The 23,956-nt window shown below is 44.4% G+C and carries 18 protein-coding genes; 10 read left to right on the top strand and 8 right to left on the bottom strand.

The window, feature by feature from the left end; all coding sequences use genetic code 11:
- Position 1: 1 nt before the first annotated feature.
- The 8 genes from mgtE (at position 2) to FHS86_RS06100 (ending at position 10,217) form a co-directional block, all read left to right on the top strand.
- Entirely contained in the window at positions 2–1,360 is a 1,359-nt protein-coding gene (mgtE, locus tag FHS86_RS06135) for a magnesium transporter (RefSeq protein ID WP_429412095.1), read from the top strand.
- A 200-nt stretch (positions 1,361–1,560) separates the two neighbouring features.
- Positions 1,561–3,084, top strand: coding sequence for a bifunctional phosphoribosylaminoimidazolecarboxamide formyltransferase/IMP cyclohydrolase (gene purH, locus FHS86_RS06130; RefSeq protein ID WP_429412094.1), 1,524 nt, complete (start codon positions 1,561–1,563; stop codon positions 3,082–3,084).
- A gap of 8 nt (positions 3,085–3,092) precedes the next feature.
- Positions 3,093–4,115, top strand: a complete 1,023-nt coding sequence (locus FHS86_RS06125) for a rod shape-determining protein (protein ID WP_429412093.1) — start codon at positions 3,093–3,095, stop codon at positions 4,113–4,115.
- A 25-nt stretch (positions 4,116–4,140) separates the two neighbouring features.
- On the top strand, positions 4,141–4,965 hold the full coding sequence (mreC, locus tag FHS86_RS06120) for a rod shape-determining protein MreC (protein WP_429412092.1): 825 nt from the start codon (positions 4,141–4,143) through the stop codon (positions 4,963–4,965).
- Complete coding sequence (gene mreD / locus FHS86_RS06115) at positions 4,958–5,461, top strand: rod shape-determining protein MreD (RefSeq protein ID WP_429412091.1); 504 nt, start codon at positions 4,958–4,960, stop codon at positions 5,459–5,461. Before mreC ends, mreD begins: the two co-directional genes overlap by 8 nt.
- Before the next feature lie 8 nt (positions 5,462–5,469).
- Entirely contained in the window at positions 5,470–7,320 is a 1,851-nt protein-coding gene (locus FHS86_RS06110; RefSeq protein ID WP_429412090.1) for a peptidoglycan D,D-transpeptidase FtsI family protein, read from the top strand.
- Between the two features lies 1 nt (position 7,321).
- On the top strand, positions 7,322–8,749 hold the full coding sequence (rodA, locus tag FHS86_RS06105; protein ID WP_429412089.1) for a rod shape-determining protein RodA: 1,428 nt from the start codon (positions 7,322–7,324) through the stop codon (positions 8,747–8,749).
- A gap of 139 nt (positions 8,750–8,888) precedes the next feature.
- Positions 8,889–10,217 carry a KamA family radical SAM protein gene (locus FHS86_RS06100; protein ID WP_429412088.1) on the top strand — a complete coding sequence of 443 codons (1,329 nt, stop codon included), beginning with the start codon at positions 8,889–8,891 and terminating at the stop codon, positions 10,215–10,217.
- A 56-nt stretch (positions 10,218–10,273) separates the two neighbouring features.
- On the opposite strand, the gene FHS86_RS06095 is transcribed toward FHS86_RS06100, so the two are convergent.
- Both FHS86_RS06095 and FHS86_RS06090 read right to left on the bottom strand, forming a co-directional pair.
- Positions 10,274–10,870 carry an acyl carrier protein phosphodiesterase gene (locus tag FHS86_RS06095; protein ID WP_429412087.1) on the bottom strand — a complete coding sequence of 199 codons (597 nt, stop codon included), beginning with the start codon at positions 10,868–10,870 and terminating at the stop codon, positions 10,274–10,276.
- Positions 10,871–10,875: 5 nt separating this feature from the next.
- Positions 10,876–11,808: a DMT family transporter gene (locus FHS86_RS06090; protein ID WP_429412086.1), complete on the bottom strand. Its 933-nt coding sequence runs from the start codon at positions 11,806–11,808 to the stop codon at positions 10,876–10,878.
- A 222-nt stretch (positions 11,809–12,030) separates the two neighbouring features.
- Between FHS86_RS06090 and FHS86_RS06085 the strand changes: the two genes are divergently transcribed.
- The gene (locus FHS86_RS06085) at positions 12,031–12,180 is read left to right on the top strand and encodes a hypothetical protein (RefSeq protein ID WP_429412085.1); all 150 of its coding nucleotides are present in this window, start codon (positions 12,031–12,033) and stop codon (positions 12,178–12,180) included.
- 93 nt (positions 12,181–12,273) lie between these two features.
- Entirely contained in the window at positions 12,274–12,477 is a 204-nt protein-coding gene (locus tag FHS86_RS06080; RefSeq protein WP_429412084.1) for a hypothetical protein, read from the top strand.
- Between the two features lie 46 nt (positions 12,478–12,523).
- On the opposite strand, the gene FHS86_RS06075 is transcribed toward FHS86_RS06080, so the two are convergent.
- The 6 genes from FHS86_RS06075 to lysS all read right to left on the bottom strand — a co-directional run bounded on the left by FHS86_RS06075 (position 12,524) and on the right by lysS (position 23,721).
- Positions 12,524–14,554: a plasmid pRiA4b ORF-3 family protein gene (locus tag FHS86_RS06075; RefSeq protein WP_429412083.1), complete on the bottom strand. Its 2,031-nt coding sequence runs from the start codon at positions 14,552–14,554 to the stop codon at positions 12,524–12,526.
- A 203-nt stretch (positions 14,555–14,757) separates the two neighbouring features.
- On the bottom strand, positions 14,758–16,125 hold the full coding sequence (locus tag FHS86_RS06070) for a glucose-6-phosphate isomerase (RefSeq protein WP_429412082.1): 1,368 nt from the start codon (positions 16,123–16,125) through the stop codon (positions 14,758–14,760).
- Between the two features lie 38 nt (positions 16,126–16,163).
- A complete protein-coding gene (locus tag FHS86_RS06065; RefSeq protein WP_429412081.1) occupies positions 16,164–17,159 on the bottom strand; it encodes an NAD(P)H-dependent glycerol-3-phosphate dehydrogenase in 996 nt (331 codons plus the stop codon).
- A 154-nt stretch (positions 17,160–17,313) separates the two neighbouring features.
- Positions 17,314–21,084, bottom strand: a complete 3,771-nt coding sequence (locus FHS86_RS06060; protein ID WP_429412080.1) for an MBG domain-containing protein — start codon at positions 21,082–21,084, stop codon at positions 17,314–17,316.
- A gap of 9 nt (positions 21,085–21,093) precedes the next feature.
- Positions 21,094–21,696 (bottom strand): hypothetical protein, encoded by a 603-nt coding sequence (locus FHS86_RS06055; RefSeq protein ID WP_429412079.1) that lies wholly within the window; start codon positions 21,694–21,696, stop codon positions 21,094–21,096.
- Positions 21,697–22,014: 318 nt separating this feature from the next.
- Entirely contained in the window at positions 22,015–23,721 is a 1,707-nt protein-coding gene (gene lysS, locus FHS86_RS06050; protein ID WP_429412078.1) for a lysine--tRNA ligase, read from the bottom strand.
- Positions 23,722–23,956 lie beyond the last annotated feature (235 nt).

The following is a 23,956-nucleotide window of genomic DNA, read 5'->3' as shown; positions in this document are numbered from 1 at the left end:
AATGCAATTCGAACTCACCAAAGAATACATTGATCAGTTAAAGCACTTAATCGAAGAAGGTAAGCTGAAGGCCATTGTTCAGCATCTCGATGAACTCCATCCGGCCGATATTGCCGATGTGATGGAGCAACTGAGCATGGAAGAAGCCAAGTCGGTTTACCTCTTGCTAAAGGGCGACCGTGCTTCAGATGTACTGCTTGAAATTCACGAAGACGATCGAAGACGATTCCTGTCGGAGTTGCCAGCCGATGTAATTGCCCGACAATTCATCGAGTTCATGGACAGTGATGATGCTGCCGACGTGATTGGTGAATTGCCCGATAAGAAACGAGAAGAAGTTATTGCCTATATCGACGACCAGGAACATGCCGGAGAAATTTCTGAATTGCTCCTCTACGACGAAGATTCGGCCGGGGGTATTATGGCAGCCGAGCTCGTTACAGTAAATGAAAACTGGAGTGTACAAACCTGCCTGAAGGAGATTGGCAAACAGGCCGAAGACATCGACGAAATTTACTATGTATATGTTGTAGATGACAAGAATAAACTCAAGGGGGTATTGTCGCTGAAAAAGTTGATTCAGTATCCCACGCAAACAAACATTGCAAACATTTTTCTGAAAGACGTGATCGCGGTTTACACCGATCTGCACCGCGAAGAAGTAGCACAGTTGATGGAAAAATACGACCTTGTTGCCCTTCCCGTAATTGACGAGGTTGGCACCCTGAAGGGACGCATTACCATCGACGACGTGGTCGACATTATTCGTGAAGAAGCCGAGAAGGACTACCAGATGGTTTCGGGTATCACAGGCGATGTGGAGCCATCGGACAGCGTTTTCAACATTACAAGGGCACGGTTACCCTGGCTGCTGATCGGTTTGGTGGGCGGTATAATGGGTGCTTTTGTAATTTCGGGTAATGAAATGGCCCTGGAGCGTATTCCCAACATGGTTTTCTTTATTCCTCTGATTGGTGCAATGGCTGGTAATGTTGGAGTACAGTCATCGTCGATTGTGGTTCAGGGTCTGGCAAGTGGTGTGAATGATTTTCAGAGTATCAGCCGTAAACTGCTGAAGGAATTGGGCGTCGCCTTGATTGTTGCCGCGGTGCTGTCGGGCCTCATACTCATATTCAATCTGATTTTTAAAATTGGCGGATCGACCAGTGAGCTGGCTTATACCGTGAGCTTTTCACTTTTCATTGTGGTGATTTTTGCTTCGCTGATTGGCACTTTCATTCCACTTTTTCTCAACCGAATGAAGATTGATCCTGCCCTGGCAACCGGGCCTTTTATTACCACCATGAACGACATTCTTGGTTTACTTGTATACATGCTGATTGGCACCTTTCTGTTTTAGTCACTAAGGAAAGGTGCTTTGTCTTTTGCTTCCTGATTGATAGTATTTTAACACAGGATGTTTATTTCTTTTATTTTTTGTCCTTACATTTTTGAAACTTCCAAAATCATTGGTATTTTCAGGCAATATTTCCCCTAAAGCCTGATCAATCTGTGTTTGAAGAAATTAGAAAATATTCATAGTAGTAAATAGAATTGTAAATGAGTGAGTTGAAAAAAATTAAGTCGGCATTAATTTCGGTCTACCACAAAGACCGTATGAATGAAATTGTTGAGAAACTGAAACATTTGGGCGTTAAGCTCTATTCTACCGGTGGAACCAAAACATTTATTGAAGATTTGGGTGCCGAGGTAACTGCGGTTGAATCGCTGACCACTTACCCCTCCATTCTTGGCGGACGTGTAAAAACCTTACACCCGAAAGTGTTTGGAGGCATACTGGCCCGACGTGAAAATACGGGTGATATTGACCAGCTGAACGAATATGAAATCCCCGAAATAGATCTCGTAATTGTTGATCTTTATCCTTTTGAAGAAACCCTTTCATCGGGTGCGGCTCATGCCGACATCATCGAAAAAATCGACATAGGCGGTATCGCGCTCATTAGAGCCGCTGCCAAAAACTATAAGGATGTTGTAATTGTTCCCTCAAGCGCCCAGTACGATCGTTTACTGACCTTGCTTGATGAAAAGGAAGGAGCGACAACGCTTGCCGACCGTGAGGAGTTTGCACGTCATGCATTTGCTACTTCGTCGCATTACGACAGTGCCATCTTCAATTATTTCAACAAAGGAAACGACGACCTTTTCAGAGCAAGCTATAACAACAGCACCGTATTGCGTTATGGCGAGAATCCGCATCAACGCGGTGTGTTTTTTGGCAAGTTTGATGAGTTGTTTGATAAACTGCATGGAAAAGAAATTTCGTACAATAATCTCCTCGACATTGATGCAGCCATCAGCCTGATCGATGAATTTGATGAAACTACTTTTGCCATTCTGAAACACAACAATGCCTGTGGTTGTGCCTCGCGCGAAAATTTGATTGATGCCTGGAAAGATGCCCTGGCCGGTGATCCCGTCTCAGCCTTTGGTGGCATTCTGATCACCAATAAAACAATCGATGCTGCAACAGCTGCCGAAATCAGTAAGCTGTTTTTCGAAGTGGTGATTGCCCCGGCTTACGATGAAGCCGCACTTGAAATCTTAAAATCGAAGAAAAACCGCATCATCCTGGTACGGAAAAACATTCATTTACCACAAGCACAATTCCGTAGCGTGCTTAACGGGATACTTTATCAGGATCGTGACCTGAAGCAGGAAGCTGCCGAAGAGTTAAAACCGGTGACGACACTTCAACCCGATGCTGATCAGACCGAAGACCTGCTCTTTGCCAATAAATTGGTAAAACAATCAAAGTCGAATACCATCGTATTGGCCAAAAACAAGCAACTACTGGCCAGTGGGGTTGGTGAAACCTCAAGGGTTGATGCCCTGAAACATGCGATTGAAAAAGCGGAAAGTTTTGGCTTTGACCTCAAAGGTGCCGTGATGTCGTCGGATGCATTTTTCCCTTTTGCCGATTGTGTTGAAATTGCACATGGAGTTGGAGTGGAAAGTGTAATTCAACCAGGCGGATCGATCAGGGACCAGGATTCCATCGACTATTGTAATGACCATAACATGGCCATGGTATTTACCGGTACCCGCCACTTTAAACACTAAAAACTAGTATGGGTTTATTTTCATTTTTAACACAGGAAGTGGCAGTCGATTTAGGAACTGCCAACACCATAATCATTCACAACGACAAAATTGTTGTGGATGAACCATCGATTGTTACCATCGATCTGAAAACCGACAAGATGGTCGCCATTGGCGAAAAGGCACGTCAAATGCAGGGGAAAACCCACGCCAACCTGAAGACCATTCGTCCTTTGCGCGATGGTGTGATCGCCGACTTTAATGCGGCCGAACAAATGATCAGGGGAATGATCAAAATGATCAATCCTTCGAACAGGCTCTTTCCCCCGGCGCTTAAAATGGTGGTATGTATCCCATCGGGAAGTACCGAGGTGGAGTTAAGGGCTGTTCGCGATTCGGCTGAACATGCAGGTGCACGGGAGGTCTACCTTATTTATGAACCCATGGCAGCAGCCATCGGGATTGGCATCGATGTAGAAGCACCCGAAGGAAATATGATTGTTGATATCGGCGGCGGAACCACAGAAATTGCCGTGATTTCGCTTGGCGGAATTGTTACCAACAAATCGATCCGGATTGCAGGCGATGATCTCACTGCCGACATTATGGAGTACATGCGTCATCAGCACAATATTAAGGTGGGTGAACGTACTGCAGAAGAAATTAAACTGAACGTTGGAGCTGCTTTGTCGGAGCTCGACGATCCACCAGCCGATTACATTGTAAAAGGCCCCAACCAGATGACTGCCCTGCCGGTTGAGGTTCCTGTATCGTATCAGGAAATCGCTCATTGTCTGGACAAATCGATTTCGAAAATTGAAACCGCCGTATTGAGTGCGCTTGAGCAGACTCCACCAGAATTGTATGCCGACATTGTTAACCGCGGAATCTATCTTGCAGGTGGCGGAGCATTGCTTAAAGGGCTGGACAAACGCCTGGCCGATAAAATCAATATTCCATTTCACATTGCCGACGACCCGTTAAGGGCTGTGGCTCGTGGAACCGGAATTGCACTGAAAAATGTCGACAAATTCTCATTCCTTATCAGGTAGCTGATAAGGTTTTTTTTGAAAACGAATGAAAGCGCTGCTGAACTTTTTAATAAAGTATCATGTATTTTTTCTGTTCCTATTACTCGAACTGATAAGTCTGACGTTCATTATCAGGTACAATAACTTTCATCGTGTTAATTTTCTGAATTCGTCGAATGTTGTAAGTGGTAAAGTGTACGATGAATACAGTTCGGTACTTGAATACTTCTCACTGCGAAAACTAAATGATCAGCTTTCGACCGAGAATGCACGACTACGGGCAGAATTGCAGTCGTTGATGATGGCCGATCTGAGCGAAACACTTGAACTTAAAATCAACAACGATTCAGTTCGGGCAATCGCAGCTCGGGTGATCAATAATTCAGTGAATAAACAATACAACTATTTAACACTGAACAAAGGAGCAGCCGATGGCATCCAACCCGATATGGGAGTGATCAATCATCAGGGCGTGGTGGGAGTGATCATCAATGTGAGTGAAAATTATTCCACCGCACTGTCGGTACTCAACGGTCGATGGTCAATCAATGCCAAGTTGCAGTTGACCAATTATTTTGGCCCCTTGCATTGGGAAGGAAAAGACCCGGCAGTTGCTGTACTCGATGAAATACCCTATCATGTGCAGGTTGCTGTTGGAGAGCAGGTCGTTAGCAGTGGCTTTTCGGCCATATTTCCCGAAGGAGTTCCCATTGGAGAGGTAATTGAAATAAGCAGCAGCGAAGGAGATACTTTTCAGAAAATCAAGGTTCAGTTGTCGACCGACTTTAAAAATCTTTTTTATGTCGAAATAATTGAAAAGATCAATAAGGAAGAGCAAATAGAACTCGAAAAAATAACCAGTGATGAATAAGGGGATTTTGTGGTACGTACTGCTTTTTGTGTTTGTTGTACTGGTTCAGGTTTTAATGATGAATCACATACAGTTTAGCGGGCTGGTGAATCCTTATTTTTATGTATTGTTTATCCTGCTGTTACCGGCCAGTACGCCACGCTACTTGTTGTTAATTTTGGGTTTTGTTCTGGGCCTGACGATTGATGTATTTTCAAATACACCCGGAATTCATGCATCATCAACTGTTTTCATGGCCTTTATTCGACCGTTTGTTATCAATTCATCGATCGTTGATGATCAGGATCGTGTAATGATTCCCTCGCTGATGAATCTGGGAGTAAGCCCATTTCTCCGTTATGCTGCCTTTACGGTAAGCCTGCATCATCTCTTTCTTTTCTATGTTGAGATTTTCAGTTTTACCCATTGGCATCAAACACTGTTTCGTGGTGTACTCAGCGCATTGTTTACCCTGGTATTTATTGTAATAAGTCAGTTTCTTGTATTTCGAAAATAGAAATAAAATTGGACAGCTATTCAAAGCGTAAATACATCGTCATTCTCATTTTCCTACTGGTAGGAATTGCGTACATTCTGAGGTTGTTTAGTTTACAGGTTGTCGATTCAACCTATAAGAAAACAGCCACCAAGAATATTTTACGCGAGGTGGTGGATTATCCTTCGCGTGGATTGATTTACGACCGGAATGGTAAGCTGTTGGTTTACAATCAGGCTGCCTACGATTTACTTGCCACGCCGCGGGAAGTTGGAGTTTTCGATACGCTTCAACTCTGTTCGATTCTCAATGTTGAGGTGCAAAGTTTTAAGGCTGAATTATTAAAGGCCCGGCGTTATTCGAGCTATAAACCATCGGTGATTGTAAAGCAAATTGCACCCGAAAGATATGCCCTGCTTCAGGAAAAAATGTACAAATATCCGGGTTTTTATTTCCAGCCCCGAACCTTGCGAAAATATACGCACAATACTGCAGCCCATGTACTTGGCTATGTTGGCGAGGTAAGTCAACAGGTAATCGATAAGGATGCCTACTATCAGGCGGGCGATTACTATGGGATAACAGGAATTGAAAAGTCATACGAAGAACAGATCAGAGGAGTAAAGGGTGCCAGCTTTTTTCTGGTTGATGTGCACAATCGCGTGAAGGGAAGCTATGAAGGCGGGCGAATGGATAAGAAACCGGAGCGGGGAAGTGATGTGGTGAGTACCATCGATTTGCAGCTGCAATTGTATGGAGAACAACTCATGCAGAACAAAGCCGGAAGCATTGTGGCCATTGAACCTTCGACGGGAGAAATTCTTGCGCTGGTGAGCTCGCCAGGCTATCAACCCGACGATCTGGTTGGAAGAAAACGAATAGAAAATTTTCCCCGGCTGGTTGCCGACACACTGCTTCCTCTGTACAACAGGGCTTTGAGGGCTCAGTATCCGCCAGGATCGACCTTTAAAATGCTCAATGCACTGATTGCACTTCAGGAAGGAGTGATTAACAACCAAACCCGCTTCATGTGTAACCACGGGTATCATGTGGGGTCATTCTCCCAGGGCTGTCATCACAACCAGGAATTCACCCTAACTCCCTCTATTGCCCAGTCGTGCAATGCCTATTATGCTTATACTTTTCGCAGAATACTTGAAGCACCTCACATTGGCGATGTAAAACTGGGTTACGAGCGCTGGCGTGAGCATGTAGTGAGTTTTGGTTTTTCAAAGAGCTTGTGCCCTGAATTTGGTGAGGAATTGAAAGGCTTCATCCCTGAGTCGGAATATTATCAGCGTCGGGTTTTTCCTTATTCCCGTTGGAGGGCTTTACCTTTGATTTCACTTGCTATCGGACAGGGTGAAATTCAAATGACACCAATGCAAATGGCCAATTATACAGCCATTTTGGCCAACCGGGGTTTCTATATTACGCCGCATGTTGTTAAGCAAGTTGGCGATCGTCCGCTCGATGATCAGCTACTTGAACGCCATTATACGACCATCGACACCATCCATTTTGAGAAGATTCTCGACGGAATGGAAAATGTTATGAGCTTTGAGCATCGTGGAACCGCTTCGGCCTCGGCCATACCCGGCATTGCTTTTTGCGGAAAAACCGGCACGGCCGAAAATCCACACGGAGCCGATCACTCGACTTTTATTGCCTTTGCACCCCGCGAAAATCCCGTGATTGCACTGGCAGTGTATGTCGAAAACGGAAAATGGGGGAGTACCTATGCTGCGCCAATTGCCAGTTTACTCATCGAAAAATACATTAACGGAAGCATACAGAAATCACGCTTAAGGGTAGAACAGAACATGTTGAATGCCAATTTGCTGTTTCCCGATCAAGCAGGTTATATAAAATACGAATAAGGTGCCTAGCAGAAAAAACATATTGATGAATCTCGACTGGATTACGATCCTGATTTACCTGTTTATGGTTATTTCTGGATGGTTTAATATTTACTCAGCAGTGTACAACGAGGAACACAATAGTATTTTCGATCTGTCTCAACGCTATGGTAAACAGCTGCTTTGGATTGGTTTTAGCCTGGTGCTTGCCTTTTTTATTCTGGTAATCGATAGTAAGTTTTACGTTTCTTTTGCCTATGTTTTCTATCTGTTTTTCATTTCACTTTTGGTATTTGTGCTTTTCTTTGGAAAAGAAGTCAATGGTGCCAAAGCCTGGTTTGTAATCGGGAGCTTTGCCTTTCAGCCTGCCGAGTTTGCCAAGTTGGGCACCTCGTTGGCCCTGGCTAAGTTGTTGAGTTCATATAATTTCAGCTTTAAACGGATGAAGAATCAGCTTACGATAATGGGGCTGCTATTCCTGCCCATAGCGCTGATTATTTTGCAGAATGATACAGGTTCGGCTTTGGTCTACGGTGTTTTCATTATCCCGCTTTTCAGGGAGGGGATGTCGGGCCTGATCCTGTTTTTTGCAGTATATTTTGCAATGCTCTTTGTTTCAGCCCTGATGCTTTCCCCGCTGGTGGTGTTGTTAATGCTGATTGGACTGGTATTGCTAACTGCGTTTTTTATACGAAAGAACTGGAAGGAACTGCTTAAATCGCTTTTGATGCTGATTATTTTTACCTTGTTGGTCTGGCTGTTCGTTGTATTGTTTACCGAACAGGCAAACAACTGGTACTACATACTTCTGCGTTCATCAATTCTGAGCGCAATCAGTCTGCTCATTATTGCTGTAATCAAAAGGATTCCGCAAATTCCGCTGCTTGCCGGTGTCTTTCTTGTTTCACTCCTGTTTACTTTTACGGTCGACTTTGCTTTTAACAGCATCCTCGAACCTCACCAGCAGGCACGCATCAACAATTTGCTTGGGATTGAGTCTGACCCCCTGGGGGCCGGTTACAATGTTAACCAGTCGAAGATTGCCATTGGATCGGGAGGCTTTCTGGGAAAGGGTTTTTTACAGGGTACTCAAACCAAATACGATTTCGTGCCCGAACAAAGCACCGATTTTATTTTCTGTACGGTAGGTGAAGAGTGGGGTTTTGTGGGAACAAGCATCATTGTTCTGATGTTTTTGATTTTACTGATTAGGCTGGTAATGCTGGCTGAACGTCAGCGTTCGGTATTCAGCAGAGTTTTCGGTTATTCAGTGGCTTCCATCTTGTTTTTTCATTTTGCAATCAACATTGGTATGACGATCGGACTGGCCCCTGTTATTGGTATTCCCCTGCCTTTTTTTAGTTATGGAGGATCATCGCTGTGGTTTTTTACCATTCTTTTGTTTATTTTTCTTAAATTGGATTCCAGCCGTTTAGAACAGCTCCATTAAACATTTGAGGGTTTTGGAGAAGATGGTCATTTTTTTCGCTGCCCGATTTTGTTAAATTTGTGACCCTTTTTAAAAAAGGGATTTTATTCTTTTTTTCTTCAATCTTAGTTGAAGTAAGTTCTTTTAAAACAGATTTTTAATGGGGTATAAAGCGTATACGTTAAACAATTTCAGGCAACTTCCTCAGCTTGGCCGGCTGAACAGTGAGCAACAGCAACACATTAATGTTGTAGGGCATGTATTGCCGTTTAAAGTGAGTAATTATGTTGCTGATGAATTAATCGACTGGGATCATTTTGAAGACGATCCTTTTTTCATTCTTAATTTTCCTCAGAAAGAAATGCTCACCAGCGGGCAATACAACACAATTGACCAGCTGCTCAAAAGTGAAGCAAGTAAAGCAGAACTGAATAAGGCAATCGATGAAATTCGTTTATCGCTTAATCCCAATCCGGCCGGTCAGCAGTACAATGTTCCTCATTTTGAGGGGCAACTACTGAATGGTATTCAGCACAAGTACCGCGAAACCATGCTTTTCTTTCCCAGCCAGGGCCAGACCTGTCATGCCTATTGCACCTTCTGTTTCCGCTGGCCGCAGTTCGCAATGAACGATTTTAAATTTTCGATGAAGGAAGCCGGCTTGATGGTGAATTACCTAAAAGCGCATCCCGAAATTACCGATGTATTGTTTACCGGCGGCGACCCGGCCATTATGAAAACCAAATTCTTTGAAACCTATTTTGATGCCCTTCTCGAAGCCGATGTACCACACCTGAAAACCATCAGAATTGGAACCAAGGCATTAACTTACTGGCCTTACCGCTTTACCACCGACGACGATGCCGACGACCTGATGCGTTTGTTTGAGCGAACCATCAAAAAAGGAATCAACATCAGCATTATGGCGCACTTCAATCACCCGAGGGCACTCGATACACCGGCAGTGGCTGAAGCTGTTCGGCGTATAAGGGCCACAGGTGCTCAAATAAGAACCCAGTCGCCGGTACTGAAGCACATCAATGCCTCGGGTGATATATGGGCAGAAATGTGGCGCAAACAGGTACACATGGGCTTGATCCCCTACTACATGTTTATTGCACGTGATACCGGTGCCCAGGATTATTTTGCCGTTTCGCTCGAAGAAGCCTACCATATTTACAACGATGCCTACAATCAGGTGAGCGGAATTTCACGTACCGTAAGGGGCCCAAGCATGTCGTGCGACCCCGGTAAGGTACATGTCATTGGAATCACCGAAGTTCAGGGCCAGAAAGTGTTTGCCCTGCGTTTTATTCAGGCGCGGAATCCGGCTTGGGTGAATCAGATCTTCTTTGCCAAATACGATCCCAATGCATACTGGCTTAGCGACCTGGTTCCTGCTTTTGAAGATGAGTTTTTCTTTATGAATGAACTTAACGCCATGCACGAAAGTCAGCACGATCTGTGCCATACCGAAGGGGTGCACTAAATACCAACAATTTTTGATCAAATGATAAGCAACTGGCCGGAATGTTTCGGTCAGTTTTATTTAATGGCTGTTGCGATGTTGAGTAGTTCATCCCGATGCCGGCTAATTGCTGCAACAAAGCTGGTCGCATGCTTTTTTAGCGGCTGGTATTCATCGTGTAGCAGACGCATGGCACGCGACGTGTTGTCGGGCAGACTGGTGTATTTCGACATAATTTCTAACGAAACTTCGATGCCTTCGAAAGTGGCATACGATTGGAGTCGCCGGTGTTGAATGAGGAAGGGAAGAAAGCCCTGAACACGATGTGGAAGCTGATCAAAATGTTTGAGCAGGGCAGCATAGGCCCATTTGGCCTGCCAGGCAAGTTGCATGTCGGAAAACTGTTGCCAGTTGGCTGCCAGAAAATGATCGGTAAACACATCGGCCACCACACCGGCGTAACGGCCATACAAAGGGCGAAGTAACTCCCTTACGGACTGCCAGTGCGGGTTTTGGTCGGTATAATGATCGATGGCACGATGATAAAGGATGCCGCGTTGAATTTCATCAGGATAGCTCATAAAACGCTTTCCTTTTACATAGTCGCCAATAAAGTTGCCCACCATCAAAGGTTCGTTGAGTCCCGATAAATAGATATGTCCCAGGTAGTTCATGATGCTTATTCCTGTTTATTCTTTCTTTTTAGTTTGAGCAGGCGTGCTTTCGCCAGGGTCATGATCAATACTCCCAGCACTGAAACTATGCCTCCAGCCACTTGAATTGGCGGCGGAAACATACCAAAGTATAGCAGTGAACCCAGCAGTACAAATACTCCTTTTAGTCCCTGAATAACCGACGAACGCGAGGCCTCGATGTATTTAAAGGAATAATAGATCGAAAGGATGGCAGTAACTGGCCCCAGCAAGGCACCAATGACAATATTTTTTAGCGCCGAAGCAGGAATGGCCAAGGGATCGCCTGCCTGGTGCATGAAAATGATGGCAAAAAGAAATAGCCAAAAGGAACGGTTGAGGTTCACCAGTGCAGGCGGAAACCGGTGAATGGCTTTCTTGGCATAGATCGACGAAAAGGCGGCCATGAAAGTGTTGATCAGCACGATGCCGGTTCCGGGAATAAAGAAATCGCTGAGCGAGGTGCCTCCCTTGTAGCCCACGGCAAAAGCTCCAATCACAGTTATGGATGCTCCGATGCTTTCGATAGCTGTAAACTTTTCCCGCAACATCAACACGCCCAGAACAATCAGAAAAACCACGTACATGTTGCCCATGAATGAAGTGATGGCCGGATCGGGAATCATTCTGATGGAGAAAAAGAAGGTGAGCGAAGTAATGATTTCAAGGGCTCCCAGAAAGGCAAAGGTACGCAGATCGGATTGCTTCATTTTTCTGATCAGGGGCAGGGTACCTTCCCGCCAGTTAAAAAGAAGGTTGGCACTGAAAGCCACAGCAAACCAGTATACCCAGAATTGCGGCATCGAAACTTCATTGAGTGCCGCTTTACTGAAAATATACACATTGGCAAAAGCAACAGTTGCCAGCAGTGAAAATAAGTAGCCTTTGCTACGATCGGAAAGCAGTTTCAGTTTTCCCATGCCTTGTTGTTTGTACCAGCAAATGTAGCGTTTTGTTGCTTAGCACAAAGCAGGAAGCCCCTGACTTTACAGGCCGGGTATTGCACTCAGACGATTTGGTGTAGCCCTTTTTATTCGGAAGGAGAACTTGTGCATTGTGCTCTTAGATAATAGTTTATCGAATTATTTATTTTGTAATGAGGCATGTTTTGTATAATATTGTAATAACTAAACTCTACTAAAATGGCAACTACAAACATTTATTTGAACTTCAACGGTAATTGCAGTGAAGCTTTCAATTTCTACAAATCGGTATTTGGTATCTATTTTGGAATGATCAAGGATCGGTTTGGCGTGAACTGGATGATTAGTTATAATGCGGAAAACAGTTAAAATGAGAACAGCTATGAAATAAGCCTGCCAGGTGCTTGACAATCTTCTATCGACGCAGGTGAACCTTAAGTTACAAAGCAAAAACCCACCACCATGAAACTAATTATCTCCGTTTTTTTTATTTTGATCGTAATTATTACGAAAGGACAGAATGAACAGCTTGAAGCACTTAACAAGCTTTATCTGTCGGGTGACTTCGATCGAACCATTGAAAAAGCAGAAAGCTGTTTAGCGAATGATCCCAATAATGTAGATTATCGCCTGATACAGAACTTTGAAGAGCAGGTGAATTTGTAGTACTTGTCTGTATTTCTATTTCATGAGCATAGTTAAGCTTTTTAGATCATAGCTGAAACTGATCCCTTAATTCTTGCTTCACCTCTTCCAAATCAAACTCATTAGCATCCCATTCAGCTCCTTCTTCCAATCCCAGCCATTCAATAAATTCGTCGTATTCAGGGTCATCTTTATTGGTCAATACCTCTTTCATACTTTCGTATCCCCATATGCCGCCGCAATCCTCAGGAGGGCATTTCCCCTTTCCTGCTATACAATCGACATAAGGCATGGTATTTTTCAATATTTTTTCCAGGGTTATTTGGTGTTCCCAATTGTCGCCGAAATCGTAAGTGTAAATAATTTTTTGTTTCTCTGTCATAAATTGTTCTGAAAGCAGCATTTCTTTTGCTTCAATTGTTTCGCCATCAATTTCAAAATCTTCACCATAATTGGTGGTAATGGCCGGATAAGAACCGATTCCACGGGGAGAAAATTCAAACAGGTGGGAATCGAACCAGCCAAAAACGGACTGTATAAGCAGGTGGAATTCATAAAAACTAAAGTCGGCCGGTACAATGACCTGTCTCCAGACCGGTGGCTTTTTTATTCCTTTGATCTGGATTCTGAACTGATAAACAGTTGAATGAGAATTGGTTTTCCGTTTGTCTAGATGAGGGTTTTCTTCATAATACAAGTCGAGTATAACTTGCAGCTTTATTTGAAGATTTTGTTGAAGTATTAATTCCAAAATATCATCTGAGAGGCCAATTTCATTTGCAATTTCTTCTATCACTAAAAACTGCTTGAAATCATTATTAAAAAATGCCAGCTGGTTTAACATAGTCAGGTATAAGAAGAGTTCAATCTCATGAATCTGCTTTCTGTGACTGAAAAACAATGCCGGGCCTTCTGCCAATATTGAGCTATATTCAGTTGCTTTACTGAAGGACATTTTCAGGATCTTGATCAATGAATAGTCAGGAAACTTATTATAGCTGTCGTTAATCTTTTTCAGGTATTGTTCATAGTTTCTTGATCGATTAATAAATAAATCAAGAAAATGCACGGCAGGATTATCCGGCATTGTTTTCCTGAGTTTTTTCAGCTTCGCCAACATGCTTTTAACTTCATCGGAAGAAGCATGAAAAATTTTCAAAAACTGATCCTGCCAGATGTTCCGGTCGAGCCCGAATTGATTGATGGCGTTAAGCCCTAATACTTCATCGGAAAGGTCAGGCGTAATTTCGTATGCTCTTAGCTGCTTTAAAAGCTTGGAGGAGCTTTCTTTTATGTCATCTTTTTCAATGTGTTGATTGAAGATTGATTGGATCAGGATATAAAATAATTGAGCGTCGGTCTTATCAGGTACGCTGTCTTCTTCTGCCAGTATGGTTTTCAGCATTACAACTTTCTTTTCCAATGGCCATTGTTCTATTAAGTCATATAAATCGTCATCACCAGATTCCTCTTCAAAAATTTCCTCATCGTCGTCAGTTTCGTCGTCGTCATGAAAGTCATAGTCAGTTGCATCTACAAATTCGTAGTTGCCCGGTCCTGCTGTTTTTTCCAGCTGGTCGATTATCTGATTTGCTCTCACCTCACTATCATGTGGTCCCCGCATGTAAAAAGGTTTACCATCTACACCACATTCAATTTCAATTAGTTCAATGTCTTCGCTGTCTTCTTCAAGAATATATTTGGCAACGGCAAAGTCTTTATAAGGCTCAAAACCATAGTCTTCAGCAAATTCAATTCCGGCATAGATGATATTGTGAGCAAGAACATAAGAAGTCTTTTCAAGGTCAATGGCTATGTTCTCATTGGTTGCATCGAGGTGCTCACGGTATTTAAAGTGAGGTACATTGAACCAATAGAAAGCATCTTTCACACCCAGGCATTTTAGATCGACCAGATAAGCACCAAAAGTGATGTTGCCGGTGACATGTTTGCGTGCAACAATTACATGTGCCAGCTGGTCTTCATCCCAAGACTTATTGACCCAACATTCATAAACAGGTAAATCTCTTGCTTTCTGCTTAATGTAATTCTCGGGACTCAGCATTTGTATCACTTTGCCTTTTTTCTTTTTTGCCATGGTATTTCAATTTTCAGTAAAGTAATTTAAGAAGAAGGATATTTGAAAATAAAATAATTATTTTTTTAAATCAAATCAGTACCGAATAGCTTTCATCAATCGGGTAAGGTGGAATTTGAAAATGCAAATTTGAAGGATCAAAAAAAATGGCCCGACACGATGTCAGGCCATTTTATGGTAATATTGTTCGTTGTTGCTGTTTCTTATAGCTTCACCACCGGTACTTTCCAGATGCGTCCTTTCAGCATTTGGGTTTCGTTTTCGAAGCCTGGTTTTTCGAGCAGGGCAAACATGTTCTTTTTGTAGGCTTCCACTCCGGGCTGATCAAAAGGATTTACATTGATCAGGTAGCCGCTGATGCCGCAGGCCTTTTCAAAAAAGTAAATCAGCTGTCCCAGGTTGAAGGCGTCGAGCTTTTCAATTTCAATACGGATGTTGGGAACATCACCGTCGACATGGGCAATTTGTGTTCCCAGCTCGGCCATTTTATTTACATAATCGACATTTTTGCCGGCCAGGTAATTCAGTTTGTCAAGGTTGGCTTCATCTTCGGGAATGAGCACCTCGTATTCGGCATTTTTCACCGAAATAACGGTTTCGAACAGGGTGCGTTCGCCTTCCTGAATGTACTGTCCCATCGAGTGCAGGTCGGATGAAAAGTCAACGGCAGCCGGGAAAATCCCCTTGCTGTCTTTCCCTTCACTTTCGCCATACAACTGTTTCCACCATTCGGCCATGAAATGCAGTTTGGGCTGATAGTTCACCAGAATTTCAATTTTCTTTCCTTCGGTATACAGTGCATGACGTGCTGCGGCATATTGGCAGGCGGGGTTCTCCTCAAAGGGTACGTTGGCGGCGGTGGCTTTGGCCATGTCTTTCGCACCTTTTACCAGCTCGCGAATGTCGAAGCCGGCTACGGCAATGGGTACAAGCCCTACCGGGGTGAGTACCGAATAACGTCCGCCCACATCATCGGGGATGACGTAGGTTTTATAGCCTTCTTCGTTGGCCAGAATTCTCAGGGCACCTTTCGATTGATCGGTAATGGCGCAAATGCGGCTTACGGCTTCTTTTTTTCCGTATTTGTTCTCAATGTCCTGTTTCAGCACCCTGAAAGCAAGCGCCGGTTCGGTGGTGGTTCCCGATTTGGAAATCACGCACATGGCCCATTCTTTTTGATGAAGGAGGTCGCGCAATTCGGCCAGATAGTCTTCGCTGATGTTCTGTCCGGCAAAAACAATGGCCGGCTGGTTGCCTTTTAAATGGGCGAAGTTATCGCTCAGTGCATCTACAACGGCTTTAGCGCCCAGGTACGATCCGCCAATTCCAACCACCACATATACATCGATGTTTTTATCACGAATGGTTTTGGCTGTTGCTTCCACATCGCTTAAAAACTGATCGTCGATTTCGTTGGGGAGATTTACCCAGCCAACATAGTCGCTGCCACGTCCGGTTTTCTCATGCAGCATGTTGTTCATTACTTCGGTGGCCGGTTTATAGGTGTCGAAGGCATCGGGTGAGATAAACCCGCCGGCTTTGGCAAAAGCTTTACTGAGGTCTAATTTCATGACTATTAATTTTTAATGTTTTTTAGTTGAATGCCAATTTAACGCAGGTTCTCGGTAAGTAACCTGATCTCGATGGCTGGTGAAATATTTTCGTAACAAATGTTGTATACAGCATCACAAATGGGCATGTTAACATTGTACTCATCGTTAATTTCCTTGATGCATTTTACGGCGTAATACCCTTCGGCCACCATGTGCATTTCGAGCTGGGCCGAACGCACCGTGTAGCCTTTTCCAATCATGGTTCCGAACAGGCGGTTCCGGCTGAATTGCGAATAGGCAGTAACCAGCAGGTCGCCCAGGTACGACGATCCCTTAATGTCGCGGGTGATGGGATGAACCTTATCGACAAAACGTTTGATTTCCTGAATGGCATTGGCAATGAGCACTGCCTGAAAGTTATCGCCATAATGCAGTCCGTGGCAAATACCGGCAGCAATGGCAAAAATATTTTTAAGCACGGCTGCGTATTCAGTACCATAAATATCGTCGGAAATGTGGGCCCTGATGAACGATGATTCGGTAAGCAGGGCAAAAGCCCTGGCTTTCTTCACATCGGGACAGGCGATGGTGAGGTAGGAGAGTCGCTCAAGTGCAACTTCCTCGGCATGACACGGCCCTGCAATGATTCCAATGGAATCGAAGGGAATATTGAAACGTTGGTTCAGGAATTTTCCCACGATGAGATTGTCTTCGGGTACTATTCCTTTGATGGCTGAAATTACAAACTTATTGCTGATATCAACTTTTAGGTCTTTCAGCGCATCCTTGAGGAAAGCAGCTGGAATGACGAAAATAAGAATGTCGGAATTTCGGGCTATCTTATTGATATCGTTGTAAAAGGTAATTCGCTCAGTATCGAAAAATACATCGCCCAAATAGCTGGGATTGTGGCTGTACTTTTTGAAATGATCGATATTATCGGGGTTGCGGAAGAACCAATTGATCGACTGCACGTTGGTGAGTAAGATTTTAGCAAGGGCAGTTGCCCAGCTTCCGCTACCGATTATTGCAATTTTTGAGTTTGTAAACATTCAGTTTTCTTGCAAATTTTTGAATGGCAAAAGTACAAAATTCATTTTTCTTTTACAGAATCCTTTGATGAATATGATTAAATAGTTGAATAACAGGCATTCATTTTATTGCAATTGGGTTTTTTCTATAAAAAAGAAGCTGAAACCAGCATATCTATTTAACGATAAATTTTGAGTGGGCCAGCTTTTGTCTGTTTTTTGCATCGTAGAGCTGAAGCAGATAAACTCCCTGTCTGAATTTGCCAATGTTGAATAATTCGGCTACCTCGCGATGTTCGGTCAGTGTCCGGCCGGTATAATCGCTTATTATCAGCAAATAGGGACCTGTTTCCTGTTCGTTCGTGTTCAGCCGGATGTGAATGTTCTGATCAACTGTGGCCGGATTGGGGTACAACAAAAGACTGGTGCCCTGGGCACTGATGTTGTTCGAAACGGCCAGCTTAAAGCGGGCGGTAATGGTGCTGTCGCTGGCGATGTTTTCAATTTGCATGGGGTTACTATTACTGCCGTTGCTCCATCCATCGAAAAGATAATTTGGCTTAGCAAAGGCATAAAAAGTCTTGCTGCTTTCTCCGGCAAGGAGGATCTGGCTGTAAGCACTGTATGCGGGGCTTCCTTCTTCGTTGAGGGCAAGCCATCCATTATCTCCGGCATTGACTTCGAGCTGGTAGCTTTGTATTACTGTGAGCGTACCGTTATGGTAACTAAAATCGTAATTGTTGTCGGAGCCGCCTGCCACTATAATCGGGTAGCTTCCACCTGCCGGAGGCCAGTTGATTTCGATTGTTGGTGAGGGCAACTGGTCAATTACCGGGGGACCTTCGTTGTTGACCCATCCACTGTAAAGCAGCCGGGGTTTCGGAATGTCAGCATGTGAATACATTGCAGTATCTGCGGCACTAACCGAAAGTTCTGCTTTGTTGATTGTGAAACCCAGTGTGTAGCTTTGTTCAGGATATCCGGCTTCTTCGATGCTGACTACCACCTCGTATGAACCTGCATCGAGGGGACTTTCAGCATAGGAAGTCTGAAAGGCGATTCCCGGCGGTATGGTGTTGATTTCGGGGTATTGCTCAAGCCCGTTGTAGGTGAACTGTTGATTGTTTAACTGCACAGCCACTGTTCCATGGTCTTTCACCGTAAGGGTGCCGTTTTGAAAAATACACGAATAGTTGACAGCACTCGCTCCCGAAATAACAATGCTGTGTTTTCCGATTTCATAGGGTGGCGTTCCTTCTACATTTAACGCTGGCTGACTTAAGAATACGGTTTCGTCGTCGTTGTATTTCCAACCATCGCTTGTATAGCTTAAATTGGGAAGCGGATCACCATAAAATATTTCGTGATCATTGGCTGTTATCGTCAATGGGGCACGACTTACAGTCATCACGAAAGTATCATAGATGATTTCATAGTTAATGGCTTCAGCTCCACTGAAGGTAAACTCATAGTTTCCGGCATCCAGTGGCCAGTTGGGAAGCGTTTCGATCTGTGGTATTTCACTTAATGCTTCCGGGCCTTCATTGCCAATCCATCCCGAATATGCTGGAAGTAGCTCAGGCAGGGCATCACCGTAAATGATGGTGAGATTGTCGCCGCCGACGTAAAGGGGAGCTTTTTCAATGATAAAGCGTCTGCTGAACGTAGCAGCGCGATAACCGGGTTCTGTTATGGTGATGGTGTAGGGGTAGACACCTGCATTAACGGGCTTTGAACCCTTGTCAAAAACAAGCTCAAAGTCAATATTTTCGGGTGCAGTGCTTACGGAAATGCTTTGTTCTGCTCCGTTGTAAGCCTGAATGGTGTCTGAAACCATCAATGCCTCGATTTCGAGGGGCAAAACCGTCAATGTACCGTTCTGATAAACAAAGCTGTACAATTCAGAACTTCCACCTGAAACAAAAATGGTATAAGCTCCGGGTAAAAGTGGTATGTTTTCATTGATGAATGCAGTGGGAGCCTCTGTTAGCGAATTTTCATTTTCATTATTCACAAAGCCGGAATAGCTCAGCGAAAATACGGGCAGCGGCGATGAATAGTTGAACGACTGATCGTTGGCCCTTACCTGCAATTCAGCTTTGCGAACAATGAATTCACGCCGTGCCGACAAGTTTTCATAGCCGGGCTCTGTTACAACGACTTCGATGGTGTACCTGCCAGGCTTAAGCGGATTTGTAACTGCCTTTCCTTCTTCATCGAAATAACTGACCAGATAGCCGATGTCTGCAGGATGGGTTCGAACCGTTGCTTCCAATGGAAGGCCTGTATAACTTTTGATGGTATCTTCGATGGCAATCATGGCCTGATTACTTTCCACAGTGAGCTTACCCGCGATCAGTTCAAAGTTGTAATTGTTATCGGTACCACCATTAAGCTGAATGCTGTATTCCCCTGGCAAAAGCGGACGACTTCCTTCTACAGTGGCCAGTGGCAGCTCATCAATCTGGCTTTGGTCATCTGTTGCAACAAAACCTGTGAATGAAATACGAAATTCGGGTTCATCATCTCCAAATACCATGCTGGTGTCGTGAGCCTGTACGGTGAGGCTGGCTTTGTCAATTTTGAGTTTTGAGATGAATTGGGAGCTTGCATAGCCGGTTTCGTCAATGGTAAGTATAACATCGTAAACACCTGCATTGAGTGGCTGTTCAATGGTATTTCCATTTTGAGAGTATTGAAGCACATGGCTCACGCCTTCGGGGATGGTGCCGGCATTGACTGTTTTTGCAGTGCCATCGTAACTTTGCAGGGTGTCACTAATTGTTACGGCACTTACTATTAGTTGGTTGACAGTGAGTGTTCCGTTCTGGTAGCTGAAACTGTAATTTTCATCGCTTCCTCCGCTGGTAACAATGGGATAGGAGCCGGGTAAGAGCGGCCAGCTGCCGGCAACCGTGGCCACCGGCAGCACTGCAAGGTCGTCGCTTGCTTCTCCTGTCACAAAACCTGAATAACTGAGAGTATAGCTAGGTTCAGCCGAACCATAGTCGGTTGTTTGATTGTTGGCACTAACTGTTAAGCTTTTTTTGTTAATGGTCATACTGCCTTCGAAGGGGCCGTTGTTTTCGTATCCTGTTTCGGTAATGGTAACGGTAACTGTGTACCATCCTGCATTTGTTGGTGTATTTACTGTTTGGGCCGATGCATTGGTGTAACTCACCGTATGGGCAATACCGGCAGGATCGGTGGTGACCGTAACCGACTGCGCATTGCCGTTGTAGGTTTTGTTGTTGTTACTGATGGTAACAGCTACAGTGTTGCTTGTTTCACCCGAACAACAAGGTTCACAGGCATGATAACCTTCACTCTTGTCGGGGGCACAGTTTGCACCGGACGGATAAAGGGCAGTAATGGCACACCAGTCTTCCTGGTTCATTTCGTTTTGATTGTGAAGCAGGTAGTACATAATGGCATTGTATTCTTCGCTGGTGTAGGATTGGTTGGCTTCGCGGGTATGATTGATCCCCAGGCTATGCCCAACCTCGTGCGTCACCAGCAGGGGCAGACGCGAGTCGCCTGCAAAGGCCGTATTCAGTTTAATGTCGGAATCGACAATTTCATCGCCGACAAACCACTTGGTTGATACCCCGATCACGTTGCCACTCCAGTCGTTGGTCTTCCAGGTAATGGTGTTCTGATAGTCGGGGGGCCAGCTGCCTCCCCATTCGGTAACGCTTGTTGTTCCTTCAAAATTAAGCTGGATGGATGAGGTGCCGATTTGTTCCCATTCCTTGGTGGCATTGATGATGGTGGTGTTGTAAATCGAATAATCGATGCCGTTATCGACCCCAATGGGATTGATATAGAAATTATAGGCAGCCGATGGCCAGCTTTGTCCTGAAAGATGATAGGCGCTGGCCTGCTGGTTAAACAGAAGGACGAAAATTGACAAGAGCGTCACGGAGTTTAGGTAGTAGTTTTTCATGTAGGGCAATTATTTTTTTTGCACTTTGTCCTGGTATTTTTTTAGTTCTTCAGTTAGTTGCTTCTGGTAGTTTTGTAAAGGAATGGTTTTATTCTGGTTGGGCAGAGTAACCATGGTTGTTTGGGTTTTTTTATCGAAATAAATAGTACGCTTTCCCTGGTAATAACCATTTACACGCATTATTTTATCGGGGAGTCCCGGCTCGTGTTGAAGAAAACGGTAATCGATGGCATCGAGTTGCCCCCTGGCTTCATTGAGAAAAACAATGGTTTCTTCGCCTGGCTCAAATTCTGCCTGATGCGATACCTCCATCCCGATTGTTGATACCGGATCGTAGCCCCCGGGTACTGCAATGGTCACCGTATCACCACGGTGGTATTGTCCCATTAGCTCATCATCAACAACTATTTTTGTGAAGGTATAGATGGCTTCATTGTTGTTTACCCATCGGGCTTGTGAACTTAGTACCTTGCCCCTGACGATGTTTTCTGAACTGCTTAAGAGTGCTTGTTCACTGAGTGGCAACATTTGAGCCTTCCCACCGATCGCTAATAACAAAAGTATCAACACAGGCAGCGTGCCAGTGTAGTTGAATAATCCCTTTTTCTTCATGTTCAAATGTATCGCATTAATACCCGGTTCTGCCCTTTTTTAGGCAGTTGTTTTCGCTTGGTTGATTTGGTTTTTAGCTCGGTAAGAGGGAATAAATATAAGAAACTCTTTAATTGCAAAGATGCCTCGCTTTGAGAAATCACTTTGTCTTTTTAGGAAAGAATGCAGCGACCTGTTGAAATACCTGATTTCTTTGATTAAATGATTAAAATTTGAAAAACCATTTTAAAATTTGGGCTTAGCCAAGCGGATAATGAAATTGGAAAAAAAAATCCGCTATAAAAAAAAATAGCGGATTGTATCATTGTTTTGCTTGTGTTATACCAGATGAACCATTAGACCATTTTCGTCATTTTCGACCTTGGCCAGTTTATTTCGGCTCAAGCCCTTGATGGCCTTGTCCCATTTCTTGTTGCTCAGCCCCGATCGTTCTTTCAATGCCTCAAGTGCTACCGGGCTTTCTTCTTTAAGCAACTTCAAAACATTTTTTTCTTCTTCACTCAGTTCAGGTGCTTTCTTTTCAGGCTTCATTTGCGGGAAGAACAATACATCCTGAATCGAGCTCTGATTGGTCATCAGCATCACCAGCCGGTCGATTCCAATTCCCATTCCCGATGTGGGCGGCATGCCGTATTCCAGTGCCCGTACAAAATCCATGTCGATAAACATGGCTTCGTCGTCGCCTTTTTGCGACAGGTTGAGTTGTTCCTGAAAACGTTCCAGCTGATCAATGGGGTCGTTCAGCTCAGAATAAGCATTGCACAATTCCTTGCCATTCACCATCAGTTCGAAACGCTCGGTCAGTTCCGGATTGTCACGGTGCTTTTTGCAAAGTGGCGACATTTCTTTTGGATAATCGGTAATAAAGGTGGGCTGTATGTAGTTGCCTTCGCATTTCTCACCAAATATTTCATCAATGAGCTTTCCTTTGCCCATGGTTTCGTCAACTTCAATCTCAAGTTTTTTGCATACTTCGCGCAGCTGGTTTTCATCCATTCCGCTTATATCGATGCCGGTATGTTCCTTAATCGAATCGAGCATGCTGATGCGTTTAAATGGCCGCTTAAAGTCGATTTCCTTGTCGCCAACCTGAACTTTAGTGCTGCCGTGCAGTGCCAGTGCCACCTTCTCGATCATTTCCTCGGTGAAGTTCATCATCCAGTGATAATCCTTGTAGGCCACATAAATTTCCATCACTGTAAACTCAGGATTGTGGGTGCGGTCCATGCCTTCGTTGCGGAAGTCTTTCGAAAACTCGTACACCCCTTCGTAGCCGCCAACAATCAGGCGCTTCAGATAGAGCTCGTTGGCAATGCGCATGTATAACGGAATGTCGAGTGCGTTGTGGTGTGTAATAAAGGGACGCGCAGCAGCACCGCCCGGAATGGGCTGTAAAATCGGGGTTTCCACCTCGAGGTAGCCACGGCTGTTGAACAACTCACGCATGGTGTTCATAATAATGGTGCGTTTCTTAAAATGCTCGCGCACCTTCGGATTCACAATCAGGTCGACATAACGCTGGCGGTAGCGCATCTCGGGATCGGAGAAGGCATCGTAGGTTTTTCCGTCTTTCTCTTTCACAATGGGCAGTGGCCTGATCGATTTGCTTAAAACGGTAAATTCCTTTACGTGAATGGTGGTTTCACCCATCTGTGTTTTAAAAACAAAGCCTTTCACACCAATAAAATCGCCCATGTCGAGCAACTTTCTGAATACCTCGTTGTACAGGGTCTTGTCATCACCGGGGCATATTTCATCGCGGTTTACATAAACTTGTATGCGACCGGCCTCGTCCTGCAATTCAAAAAACGAAGCCTTGCCCATTATACGGCGACTCATGATACGGCCGGCCAGCGAAACGGCAGGCAGATTGTCCTTTTCGGGGTCGAATACCTGTTTTATCTGGCTTGTATGATGGGTGATTTCGTACTCAGCAGCGGGGTAGGGATCGATGCCCAGTTCGCGCAGTTTTTGCAGGGAGCTTCTCCTGATTATCTCCTGTTCACTCAATTCTCTGATACTCATGTTGTGAATTGTTTTCAAAAAAATTTGTGCAAAGATAAGAAGAATTGTGAATTATGAAGCCCTGAACAGCAGCTCAAAAAAGCAATGTTACGGCAGAACTGTTATAATATTTTTTAGGGTGGCAGCCGGGCTATCCGCTCTATCTTTTGCCTTGCTTCGCCGGCAAAAGGATGCCGCTCCTATCCCTGCCACAAACGCTGCCGTGCGCATGGTGTAAAGCCTTGTCAATTGTCGT

Source organism: Roseimarinus sediminis (assembly GCF_050433125.1).
Taxonomy (GTDB): Bacteria; Bacteroidota; Bacteroidia; order Bacteroidales; family Prolixibacteraceae; genus Roseimarinus; species Roseimarinus sediminis.
The sequence above is the reverse complement of the archived record's forward strand: the minus strand, read 5'-3'. Positions and strand labels throughout refer to the sequence as shown.

Excerpts from the sequence above, each read along its gene's own strand:
- mgtE (WP_429412095.1), top strand. The coding sequence starts at position 2 with ATGCAATTCGAACTCACCAAAGAATACATTGATCAGTTAAAGCACTTA.
- purH (WP_429412094.1), top strand. The coding sequence starts at position 1,561 with ATGAGTGAGTTGAAAAAAATTAAGTCGGCATTAATTTCGGTCTACCAC.
- FHS86_RS06125 (WP_429412093.1), top strand. The coding sequence starts at position 3,093 with ATGGGTTTATTTTCATTTTTAACACAGGAAGTGGCAGTCGATTTAGGA.
- mreC (WP_429412092.1), top strand. The coding sequence starts at position 4,141 with ATGAAAGCGCTGCTGAACTTTTTAATAAAGTATCATGTATTTTTTCTG.
- mreD (WP_429412091.1), top strand. The coding sequence starts at position 4,958 with ATGAATAAGGGGATTTTGTGGTACGTACTGCTTTTTGTGTTTGTTGTA.
- FHS86_RS06100 (WP_429412088.1), top strand. The coding sequence starts at position 8,889 with ATGGGGTATAAAGCGTATACGTTAAACAATTTCAGGCAACTTCCTCAG.
- FHS86_RS06095 (WP_429412087.1), bottom strand. The coding sequence starts at position 10,870 with ATGAACTACCTGGGACATATCTATTTATCGGGACTCAACGAACCTTTG.
- FHS86_RS06090 (WP_429412086.1), bottom strand. The coding sequence starts at position 11,808 with ATGGGAAAACTGAAACTGCTTTCCGATCGTAGCAAAGGCTACTTATTT.
- FHS86_RS06085 (WP_429412085.1), top strand. The coding sequence starts at position 12,031 with ATGGCAACTACAAACATTTATTTGAACTTCAACGGTAATTGCAGTGAA.
- FHS86_RS06080 (WP_429412084.1), top strand. The coding sequence starts at position 12,274 with ATGAAACTAATTATCTCCGTTTTTTTTATTTTGATCGTAATTATTACG.
- FHS86_RS06075 (WP_429412083.1), bottom strand. The coding sequence starts at position 14,554 with ATGGCAAAAAAGAAAAAAGGCAAAGTGATACAAATGCTGAGTCCCGAG.
- FHS86_RS06070 (WP_429412082.1), bottom strand. The coding sequence starts at position 16,125 with ATGAAATTAGACCTCAGTAAAGCTTTTGCCAAAGCCGGCGGGTTTATC.
- FHS86_RS06065 (WP_429412081.1), bottom strand. The coding sequence starts at position 17,159 with ATGTTTACAAACTCAAAAATTGCAATAATCGGTAGCGGAAGCTGGGCA.
- FHS86_RS06060 (WP_429412080.1), bottom strand. The coding sequence starts at position 21,084 with ATGAAAAACTACTACCTAAACTCCGTGACGCTCTTGTCAATTTTCGTC.
- FHS86_RS06055 (WP_429412079.1), bottom strand. The coding sequence starts at position 21,696 with ATGAAGAAAAAGGGATTATTCAACTACACTGGCACGCTGCCTGTGTTG.
- lysS (WP_429412078.1), bottom strand. The coding sequence starts at position 23,721 with ATGAGTATCAGAGAATTGAGTGAACAGGAGATAATCAGGAGAAGCTCC.